The organism is uncultured Caballeronia sp., from assembly GCF_964243625.1.
Classification (GTDB): Bacteria; Pseudomonadota; Gammaproteobacteria; order Burkholderiales; family Burkholderiaceae; genus Caballeronia.
The window spans coordinates 1-10,410 of the sequence record NZ_CAXTGZ010000180.1 but is presented as its reverse complement, the minus strand read 5'-3'; the positions used below and the strand labels follow the sequence as shown (position 1 = coordinate 10,410).

Sequence of the window (10,410 nt, the reverse complement as noted above, 5' to 3'; positions counted from 1 at the left end):
GGTGATAACGTCAGCGAGTTGAACGCCGAGATCACCGTGGAGATGGCGATGGTCATCGCGAACTGTTTGTAGAACTGACCCGTCAGGCCCGACATGAAAGCCAACGGCACAAACACCGCGACGAGCGTCAACGCAATCGCGATGATCGGCCCGCTCACCTCCTGCATTGCCTGATACGTGGCCTCACGCGCTGATAACCCGGAAGAGATGTTGCGCTCGACGTTTTCGACGACCACGATCGCATCGTCCACCACAATGCCGATGGCAAGCACCATTCCGAACAGCGATAACGCGTTGATGGAGAACCCGAACGCAAGCAGCAAGGAGAAAGTCCCGACAATCGACACCGGAACCGCAAGCAAGGGAATGATCGACGCACGCCATGTCTGCAGGAACACGATCACCACCAATACAACCAGTGAGATGGCTTCCAGAAGCGTATGAATTACAGCATCGATACTGGACCGCACGAACTGCGTCGGGTCATAGACGATGTCATACTTCACGCCCGGCGGCATATCGACCTGCAATTCCTTCATCGTCTTGCGGACCTCGTCAGAAATCTGCAGCGAATTCGCCCCCGGTTGCTGGAAGATCGTCAACGCGACCGCGGACTTGTTGTTGAGCAGCGAACGGCGCGCATAGTCCGATGCTGCGAGCTCCACGCGCGCAACATCGTGCAGGTGCGTGACAGCGCCATCGGGCGATGTCTTCAGCACGATGTCGCGGAACTCCGCTTCGGTCTGCAAGCGCCCTTGCGTATTGACGTTCAATTGCAGCGGAACACCGGGCAAAGTCGGCGACGAGCCGATCACGCCTGCTGCCACCTGCACGTTCTGCTCACGGATTGCGTTGACCACGTCGGTAGCGGTCATGTTGCGTTGCGCGACCTTCAGCGGGTCGAGCCATACGCGCATGGAATAGTCGCCGGCACCCCACAGGTCGACCTGTCCCACGCCCTGGATTCGCTCGAGCCGGTCCTTGACGTTGATCAGCGCATAGTTGCGAAGATAGGTTCCTTCATAACGATCGTTCGGCGAGATCAAATGCACGACCATGGTGAGGGTGGGCGACGACTTGATCGTCGTCACGCCGAGACGGGTCACGTCTTCAGGCAACCGCGGAAGCGCTTGCGATACCCGGTTCTGCACGAGTTGCTGCGCCTTGTCCGGGTCCACGCCGAGCTTGAACGTGACCGTCAGCGTCAGCTTGCCGTCGCTGTTCGCCTGCGACTGCATGTACAGCATGTCCTCGACGCCATTGATCTGCTCCTCGAGCGGAGACGCAACCGTCTCCGCGATCACTTTCGGATTGGCGCCCGGATATTGCGCATTCACGATCACCGACGGGGGCACGACCTCCGGATATTCCGAGATCGGCAAGTTGAACATGGCGATCACCCCGGCAAGCAGGATGATCATCGACAACACGCCCGCAAAGATCGGACGGTCGATAAAAAACTTGGAGATGTTCATGACGGTATCTTTATTTGCGTTGGAAACACGTCCTAAGAAGCGTTCCTGGGCGTGGGCGACGCGCTCGACATGGCTACGGCGTTTGGCTTGATCACGTCATTGGGACGTACGCGCTGCAAGCCGTTGACCACGATCCGATCACCCGGCTGAAGACCCTTGACGATCACGCGCAGCCCTTCGCTCTGCGTGCCAAGCGTGACCTCGCGGTATTGCGCGCGGTTGTCGTGATCGACGATCATCACGAACTTCTTGTCCTGATCCGTTCCGATGGCCGCGTCGTCGACCAGCACTGCCGCGTGCGGTGCGCCGCCGCCCACCTTCACACGCGCGTAGAGTCCGGGAAGCAAGGCGCCATCGGCATTGTCGAATCGTGCGCGCACGCGGATCGTTCCCGAGCCTGTATCCAGGCGGTTATCGACCGAATCCACCTTGCCGTCGCGCGAATAGCCGTCTTCGTTGGCAAGGCCAAGGGACACCGGGACGCTCGCGCGCGAGTCGTGGCTGAGATAACGCAGATACGTTTGCTCGTCGACGTCGAAGGATGCATAGATCGGCGAAACCGAGACCAGCGTCGTCAGCAGAGGTGCACTCGATCCAGTCGAAACGATGTTGCCCACCGTCATCTCGGCACGCGATACCCGACCCGAGACAGGCGCCACGATGTTCGTGTATCCGAGATTGATCCGCGCCGTTTCAAGCGCCGCTTGTGCACCCTTCAGATTTGCCTGCGCCTCGCGTGCGGCGTTTTGCGCCTGATCGTAATCGCGCTTGGCGATGGCGTTATCGGCAAGCAAACGATCTGCGCGGGCCGCATCCGTGGAGGTGTAGCCGTTGCGCGCCTGAGCCGCAGCCAGTTGCGCCGACGCACGATCCACTTCTGCCACATAAGGACGCGGATCGATCGTGAACAGCGGATCGCCCTTCCTGACTAAAGCGCCGTCCTTGAAATGCACCGCGACAATGGTCCCGGGAACGAGGGGTCGGATCTCGACCTTATCGATAGCCTCGAGGCGTCCGGAATAGCTTTGGTAATCCGTTATGGATTTGGCGACCACCGCGGCGACATCGACTTCCGTGGGCGGCGCTGCGCTTGCTGCGGCAACCGCAGCGCTGACAGGCGAATCGCCGTGACCATGGAATGCGGCCAGCGCGCCGGCGCCAACAAGGACTACGGTTGCGCCAAGCAATGCATATTTGCGCTTTCGCGGTTGGGACATTTGCGTGAACATTTTTTGCTCCGATTTGAATCGCTAAGAAGGCTCAGCGTCTCTGCGCTTTTGCAGGCAGCCGCTTTTTAAAGAAGCTCACGACATCAGCGAGCGCCGCTGGATGCGTTCCCAGTTCGTGGTGAGATGCATTGCCGTGCCGCATGACCTCGGTAGGCACCCCTGCCGCGATGAGTTCGCTTGCATATTTTTCGGCTTCAACATGCAACAGGTCGTGCTGAGCGCTCGCAATCAGCGCGGGCGGCAAGCCTGCAAGCCTGCGCGATTCAATTGGCGCTGCATACGGATGCAACCATTGCGATGCATTGGGCAAGTACGCGCGATAACACTGAGCGCATTCACTCGCACCCAGATCGGGATCGACGATTTCTTTTTCGTCGGCCATGCGTGTCATGCTTGGATCGAGCAAAGGCGCAAGCAGCGCTTGAGCGGCGAAAACAAATTCACCGCGATCGCGGGCGACAGCCGCAAGACATGTCGCCAGATTGCCGCCGGCATCGTGGCCCGCAACACCAATGCGCTTTGCATCCGCTCCTTGCGCACGAGCATTTGCGACCACCCATTGCGTGGCGCGATAACCATCTTCGAGAGCCGCAGGAAATGGAAAGGCAGGCGACAACGAATAACCGACCGAGACCACCCACGCCGGCGTCTCGCGTGCAATAGCGCTAGCAGCAGCGTCCGCCATGTCCAGCGACCCGCGCACAAAACCGCCTCCGTGAAAATAGATGACGATCGGCAAGAGCGCGCCTTTTGACGCGGGGTGATAGCTGCGCAAGCGAATGAGCTGCGCGTGACCGGTAATGGAAACCTCTTCGATGCTAAGCGTCGAATCCCTCGTCGATTGCATGTTTCGTGTGACGTGTAAGCGTCATTCCGCCAAAGTTGCGATGTGGCGGATTGTGGACTTCAGCGCAATTCTGATAAATGGTTATAATCCAGAACACAATTCGCTCGCTTGGAACAATCGGGACTTCATCAAGTCCGGCGCGATCGAACCTGCCCATTTCTGCTTGAAAAAGTGAGACAACATGGACCGGCTACAGGCAATGCAGGTGTTCACGAAGATCGTGGAGATGAACAGTTTTTCGCGCGCCGCAGACTCGCTAAATCTCCCCCACGCGTCCACCACGACCATCATCAAGAATCTCGAAGCGCATTTGCGGGTGCGCCTGATGCAACGCACGACACGGCGCCTCAACCTCACGCCCGAAGGCGCGGAATACTACGAACGCTGCATACACATCCTCGCCGAGATAGACGAGACGGAAGACGCGTTATCGAATACGGGAAAAGGGCCACGCGGCAAGCTGCGTATCGACATGCCCGGCTCCGTCGGGCGGCTGGTTGTGATGCCGCGGCTGCCCGAATTTCGCGAGCGTTATCCGGACATCGAATTGATGGTCGGTTTCGGCGATAAACCCGTGGACCTCGTGCAGGAAGGTGTTGACTGTGCGATTCGAGTCGGAGAGCTGGAGGATTCGAGCCTTGTGGCGAGACGTCTTGGTGTGCTTCAGACATTGACAGCAGCAAGTCCCGCCTACATAGAACAATATGGCGAACCCACGGGTCTGGACAATCTGCGTCAGCATCACGCCGTGCAATATTTTTCGAACGGCACGGGCCGCATGAACGAAATGAGCTTTGTGATCGACCAGGAGACGACATCGGTCAAGATGCGCGGCACGCTTGCGGTCAACGATGGCGACGCCTATGTGATGTGCGGCGTTCAGGGAGCCGGGATCATCCAGTCACCTCGGTTCATGTTGTTGCCGCACTTGCGCTCGGGTGCGCTAGTGGAAGTATTACCGCAATGGAAACCCGCGCCCATGCCGATTGCCGCGGTTTATCCGCATAACCGGCATCTCGCACCGAAGGTTCGCGTCTTCGTGGAGTGGATTGCTATGTTGTTCGAGAGCTGCCCGCTGATGTCGAGTGTCGTCGATCAGGAAGGCCGTTGCGTCATTGCTGACGCGCAGTACGGTCTGGCGCCATACACCAATGCGCATGCTGTCGATGCAACTGTCGAAGCATTCGCTTGAACTGAACCGCGGTCTCGCCAAGACTCAAATCTCCGATTGTTCGTGACATCGGAAGAATCAATTCGCTGCAAGCGTATTTATCCACGGTCGTGTTTTGTTTAAGGTGTTGGCTGATGCACCAGCGCTTGACGGCGCCTGCACAACACCTTTTACCGTGGAGATCACTCCTCTCCTTGTCTCTTCACGGTCGGCCCCGGATCTGCCCAAGAGATCCGGGGCTTTTTTCTTTGGTGTATCGCCGGTTCATTCGCGTGGACAAAAAAATGCCTCGTGGTTTTATCCACGAGGCATTCAAGGCTTTCTTCACGCACCGCCAGTCCTGCTCACGGCGCGTCGAAAGTCTGCTGCGCGAAAACTGCCTTGCTTCTTATTGCCCCGTATATCCGACCGGCACCGTCGAGTTGGCCTTCGCAACCGTCGCGTTGTTCGACACGATGTACTGCGGGACTTCGGTGAGGGTCAGCGTCGCCTTGCCGTTGGTATAGGGAACCGTGCTTACGTTTCCATAGCCATCGATCTTGGTGACGTTGCCCGACGTGCCGGCATTGTCGACTTGCAGCGAATAGGCGCTCGTGTACGTCTGGCTATACTGGCCGCCGGTTGCCGGCCATTGCGCATTGCTGTGTGTCCATGCAGCGGTCACGACCTTGCCGTTGCCGAGTTGCTGGAACGCATAAGCGAAGGTCCCCGACGGCGTGCCGTTGACGCGGCCCAGCGTGTTCGTGCCGTCCAGTGCACGCGTCATCGTGGCGAAGGCCATGGCTTCAGGCTTCGGCGACAAGTTCGTCGCACCAAAAGAGCCTTGTGCGTTGTTCAGGTCGAAGAATGATCCATAGCCCACTTCGCCCGGATAGTCGGGGCCGAAGAACAGCGTGGTGACCTGTGCGCCGCCGCCCAATGTGATGATGTGTGCACGCGCACCAACTGCCGCATGAGCAAACAACTGGTTCGCCGACGGTACCGTGGGCCCGTAGTTGAGACCCGGGTCGTAGCTCACGCCTGCTTCCGTGAAGAACAGCTTCATGTTCGGCTTGCCTGCCTGCATGACAGCGCGCAACTGCGTCATCTGGTTGTCGAGCGCGTTGGCCTGGTTCGCCGGATCCGGATCGGAGTCCTGCAACTCAGGCGGATGCGCCGGAAAAGTGCCTGCGTTCCAGTAACCATGCGTCGAGACTGCATCGATGTAATTCCACAGTCCGAGCGCGCCGAATTTCTTCAGATAGCCCGTCGTGCACGTATCGCAATTCGCGGCGAACGGATTACCCGTGCCCATTACGACTGCGTTCGGATCGGTCGAGTGAATGCCTTCGTAAGCAGCCTTGTACATGGCCACGAAGTTCGCGTCACTGTCTGCCCAGCCGAGGCTCGGCTCCCACGTCACCTGGTAATAGTTCTTCTGCTGGTTCGGGTAATTCGCGGCGCGGATCAGGCTGGTGTCGGTGCCGACCTTCGCCATGAATCGCTGGAATTCCGGCATATTCGACGGCGCGTAGTAGCTGTCGTTGAACTGGCCCGTCTTCGAATCCCATGCAGGCAGTCCATCGAGACGCACAATGCGCATCTGATCAGGGTTGGTCTTGTAGAACGGGTCGAGATCGTTGACGCTTGGCGTGTACGTATCCGGGCCGTTGGGTTCCATTGCCGACACCTGACGATCGTCGATGGTCCACGAAATGCCCAATGCGCGCAACGCGGCGATGTTGCCGTTGAAACCCTGCATGCCGAAGCGATGCTGGTCCTGATGCGCATATGTCACCGTACCGAGCACCGAGCTCAGGTTCGGCAATACGCCGAATGTCGCGATGCCCATTGGACGCGTGCCGCTGCTTGGCAACGTGCCGCCGTGTGACTGCAGGGTCGCGGTAAGCGCGCCGTAGCCAGACCACGTCGATGTACACGAAATGCTGTTCGTCTGCGCGCCGGACTTGACCGGGAAACTGCCCTGCGTCTTGATGGAACCGTTCGAGTCCGCAACGGACCACACAACGGTGTCCGCCGCCGGAGAGTTCGTCGTGATCGCGAGCTTGAACGGTACGTTGTTCTGGAATATACGCAGACCGTCAGTGGTCGGCGTGTCGGCGCTGATCAATCCGCTACCCGAGCCGCCCGCCGTCTGCGTCGGAGAACCGCACGTGATGGCCGATGTGGTCGGGGTCGGTGTCGAAGTCGAAGGCGTGGTCGTCGGGGTCGTCGCCGGGGTGGACGGAGTCGTGGTCGCGGGCGCTGTGGGCGTCGGGGTCGACGTCACCGGTGTAGTGGTCGCGGGCGCCGTAGGAGTAGTCGCGGGTTTGCTCGGTGCTGGCGTCGAGGTGGCGGGAGGCGTGCTCGCCGCTGCCAGGCTGACCCAGCACGACTTGCCATAACCGTAGGCGGGATCGGACTGCGAAACCGCGCCGACATAGCATCCCACTCCATTGCTGAAGGTACGCGGGCTTGTCAGCATGCTCGACGGCGCGTTGGGCGGAACCGCGCCAAACACGACCGATCCGGTTCCCGAGAACGTGCAGTTGTCATTCTCCTGACCGCACAACTTGTATTGCGTGCCGGAGATCGTGATGCTTGATTGCGCTTGCGCGTTCTGCACACCAAATGTCGCCAGCATTGTCGCGGCTGCAACCGGAAGTAGTCTTAAGTATTTCATCATAGTCCGTATGTATCGCTAAAAGCAGGTTTCCCCGGGGAGTCAGCAAGATCGATCGAAGCCGTCCAGCGTATGCGTTGTTGAGGTACTGAAAGAGGTAAAGCTGAAAACGCGGTGATCGCGTCCGTTGCTGACGAATCTGAAGCTTTCTTGCGTTTTGCCATTAAACCGGCGTGTTCAGGCCTGCCCTCAAAGTGGCATCGAAAATGCGTTATTCCTATGCGATCCTAAATAATTCCAGAGCTCGCGTGCATCTAGCGGTGTGTTGCTTGCAGCCATGGCCGGATGCGCTGCGTGGAGCAGCAAGAACCGGACGAACCACTTCTTAGCCGCTTGATTCACGCCAAACCAAAGTCGAACTCCGCCTACCCTATCAACAAATTTAGAAGCCCTTACTATTCAGCCAACGCTGAATTATTCCCAACGATCAAGCGACAGAACTAATCGCTTGGGCTGCAGCATCCAGCACATTAACGCGTCATCCGATACTCCACGCGGGAGGCCTCACACCCGCTTTACCGGATTTCGCTCGTACCTCCAAACACGTAATTCCTGCCATGTTCAACCGCGCTGCAGTTCTGTACAGGTATTACTTACGGGGTGGTCGAGGCAGACGAATTATATTCGCAAAAAAACGTTTCATCCGTGTAACGTGGTGGAAAGACTTTGAAATAAGTAATAGTTCCTCAGTGACCGATTGATGCACTGCGTCTCTCCCCAAAATCGCAAGCAGTGAGAATTTCATCCTCACGTGAAACAAAATCCACGAAGCTTTCAGTATTTAAGGCTTTCCTATAGTATGAAGTTACCTTTTGTTAATATTTAAAGTAAATAATACTGATCACCGTATTTCGTATGACTAATTGAATGTTTTTTGCGAACTCGATCAATAGACGGCGAGGTAACAAAATGGCCCGTCTGCGCGAACGGAGTCGCAAAAACGGGCCATTTAAAAGCAAGTCCAACGGCGCTGAAAATGCGCCAATTGTCTATCGCACCATCATTTGCTCCAGGGACTTTTTGACCGCCGGCCATTCGGTATCGATGATGCTGAAGCGCACCGAATTGCGTTTGCGGCCATCCGGCATGATGCGTTCGTGCCGAACAATGCCTTCCTGCTTGGCGCCGATTCGCAAGATGGCTGCTCGCGATGTTTCATTGAGTTCGTCGGTTGTGAACTGGACACGCACTGCGCTCATGACATTGAATGCATGAGCGAGCAGCAAATATTTTGCTTCAGTATTGACACCTGTGCGCTGGGCAGATGCACGCAACCATGTATGCCCTATCTCGAGTTTCCTGTTGATGCGATCGATCTTCCAGAAGCGGGTACTGCCAAGTACCTCGCCGTTCTCGCGCCTGACAACGACGAATGGCATGACCGCCCCTGTCTCGCGCCCGGCCAACGCAGTGGCAATGTACCCATCCACTGTGTCCGGTCCGGGGACGACCGTCACCTTCATGTTCCACAGCTCGCCATCCGCGGAGGCTTCGAGAAGCGCGTCCTGGTGCGTTGCCTCAAGCGGACGAAGTTCGATGAAATGACCTGTCAACGTGGGCCGGTTGGTATCAAGAGCGTCTGTGGTCATCGTCTTCCAGCCGTTTTCATGGAGGCATCAATCTTAATTCAACCGGCACACGATGCCTTACGTAGCGGTTTGAGCGAACACTAAGGTCGCGTCTTTTGCATCCAGTCGACAATGCCGTCTACGACCTTGTCTTCTATACCGTAGTAGCCATGCGGCGTCAAAGAGCCGCAGTTGTCCTGCGAATGCTGAACGCCACCGCTCACGTTCAACACGGTAACCCGTGCGTTGTGAATGGCTTGCGCGATCGCGTTCGCCATAGATGGCGGCGCGACCTTGCATTGGTCATCGCGGTTCGCAACGACCAGCGAAGGAACACGAACGTTCTCGGGGTGTGAATCGAAGACGGTCTCGTGCGAACCACCAAGAATGGACACCGACTCGGTCAGGATCAAACCCGCGATCCCGTTTTGTCCCGCGTGCGATGCTGCATTCATCGCAGCGATAGACCCTTGACTCGTGCCCAGCACCCACAGCGGCGCGCGGGTCGTCTCGCGCGCGAAAGCAACTATCCTTGCGATAACCCCGGCATACGCTGCAGTGCTGCGCTGGCCTCGCAACGATCGATGATCGAGTGCATCGACCAGCAACACGCCATAGCCGCGCTCGCGCCAGAGGTCGCTCGACCGCACCACGAAGTTCTTTGCGTTCTTGATGCGTCCGTGCTTGTCGATATCCAGTTCGCCCGTGCCTCCCGCAAACATGATCATCAGGCCTTTGGCATCGCGCGCCGGGGGTAAATACAAGACTCGTTGGAAGTTACTGCCCTCCAACGGCAGATCGCTTACCGTACCGCCACCGGACTGAAGCGGTTCGTCGGCCTCGGAGCTTATCGTTTGAGCGTGATGAGGAATGTCGCGAGCCAATGCGTGAGTTCCAAGAAGACAGCAAATCGTTGTCAGGCAAATGCGTGCATACCGGGGTTGAAGCATTGACCCCTCCTTCGGGGTTGAACAAGAATTGATTTTCGCTGCCTGGACGATGCAGTCCCGCGCCCTGGCCGGGGTTGCGGGCAGCACCTACCTGTTTGCGTTGCCCGGCAGCACCGGCGCCGTAAAGGATGCCTGGGACGACATCCTGGTGTGGCAACTCGACGCCCGCCACCGCCCCTGCAACCTGGTGGAATTGATGCCGCGGCTGCAGGAGCACCTTACTTCCTCTTAGTGGCGGGCACGTCTGCGGGCGTGTCCACGTCCGACAGGGTGCGCAGCATCGCCGTTGGCCGGTCGCCGAAGTTCGCCAACGTATCGGCGAGCGCCCAGCGGATGGTGACGCCGCGACCGCCGTCGCGCCAGGCGGACGGCGTCATCCCGAGCCGCGCGCCGGCGTCGGCATAGAAGCGGCTGGGGCTCTCGTAGCCGGCATCGTACAGTGCGGCGGTGACGGTGGGGGCGTCGGTCAGCATCGTCTCGGTCCTTCGGGCGCGCGCGGCGCGGGCAT

7 protein-coding genes and 2 pseudogenes are annotated in these 10,410 nt (G+C 58.3%); 2 read left to right on the top strand and 7 right to left on the bottom strand.

Features of this window, described 5'->3' with window-relative positions; translation table 11 throughout:
- From ACFFAR_RS14320 to ACFFAR_RS14310, 3 genes are all read right to left on the bottom strand, one after another.
- The coding region (locus ACFFAR_RS14320; protein ID WP_375508036.1) for an efflux RND transporter permease subunit at positions 1-1,475 on the bottom strand (1,475 nt) is incomplete at its 3' end.
- Positions 1,476-1,507: 32 nt separating this feature from the next.
- Positions 1,508-2,692, bottom strand: coding sequence for an efflux RND transporter periplasmic adaptor subunit (locus ACFFAR_RS14315; protein WP_174362728.1), 1,185 nt, complete (start codon positions 2,690-2,692; stop codon positions 1,508-1,510).
- A gap of 43 nt (positions 2,693-2,735) precedes the next feature.
- A complete protein-coding gene (locus ACFFAR_RS14310) occupies positions 2,736-3,551 on the bottom strand; it encodes an alpha/beta hydrolase (protein ID WP_062002086.1) in 816 nt (271 codons plus the stop codon).
- A gap of 181 nt (positions 3,552-3,732) precedes the next feature.
- Here ACFFAR_RS14310 and ACFFAR_RS14305 point away from each other — a divergent pair, with 181 nt between their 5' ends.
- Complete coding sequence (locus ACFFAR_RS14305) at positions 3,733-4,743, top strand: LysR substrate-binding domain-containing protein (protein ID WP_174362724.1); 1,011 nt, start codon at positions 3,733-3,735, stop codon at positions 4,741-4,743.
- 367 nt (positions 4,744-5,110) lie between these two features.
- Here the strand turns inward: ACFFAR_RS14305 and ACFFAR_RS14300 are convergent, their stop codons facing one another.
- The 3 genes from ACFFAR_RS14300 to ACFFAR_RS14290 all read right to left on the bottom strand — a co-directional run bounded on the left by ACFFAR_RS14300 (position 5,111) and on the right by ACFFAR_RS14290 (position 9,716).
- On the bottom strand, positions 5,111-7,387 hold the full coding sequence (locus ACFFAR_RS14300) for a hypothetical protein (RefSeq protein WP_174362723.1): 2,277 nt from the start codon (positions 7,385-7,387) through the stop codon (positions 5,111-5,113).
- Between the two features lie 986 nt (positions 7,388-8,373).
- On the bottom strand, positions 8,374-8,973 hold the full coding sequence (locus tag ACFFAR_RS14295) for a GNAT family N-acetyltransferase (RefSeq protein ID WP_174362722.1): 600 nt from the start codon (positions 8,971-8,973) through the stop codon (positions 8,374-8,376).
- An 80-nt stretch (positions 8,974-9,053) separates the two neighbouring features.
- Entirely contained in the window at positions 9,054-9,716 is a 663-nt protein-coding gene (locus ACFFAR_RS14290; RefSeq protein ID WP_375508035.1) for an alpha/beta hydrolase, read from the bottom strand.
- A gap of 232 nt (positions 9,717-9,948) precedes the next feature.
- On the opposite strand from ACFFAR_RS14290, the pseudogene ACFFAR_RS14285 reads away from it, so the two are divergent.
- Positions 9,949-10,134, top strand: a pseudogene (locus ACFFAR_RS14285) (molybdenum cofactor biosynthesis protein); the annotation flags it as partial.
- Here ACFFAR_RS14285 and ACFFAR_RS14280 read toward each other — a convergent pair.
- Positions 10,121-10,410 (bottom strand): annotated as a pseudogene (locus ACFFAR_RS14280) (hypothetical protein); the annotation flags it as partial. The pseudogenes ACFFAR_RS14285 and ACFFAR_RS14280 sit on opposite strands and share 14 nt — an antisense overlap.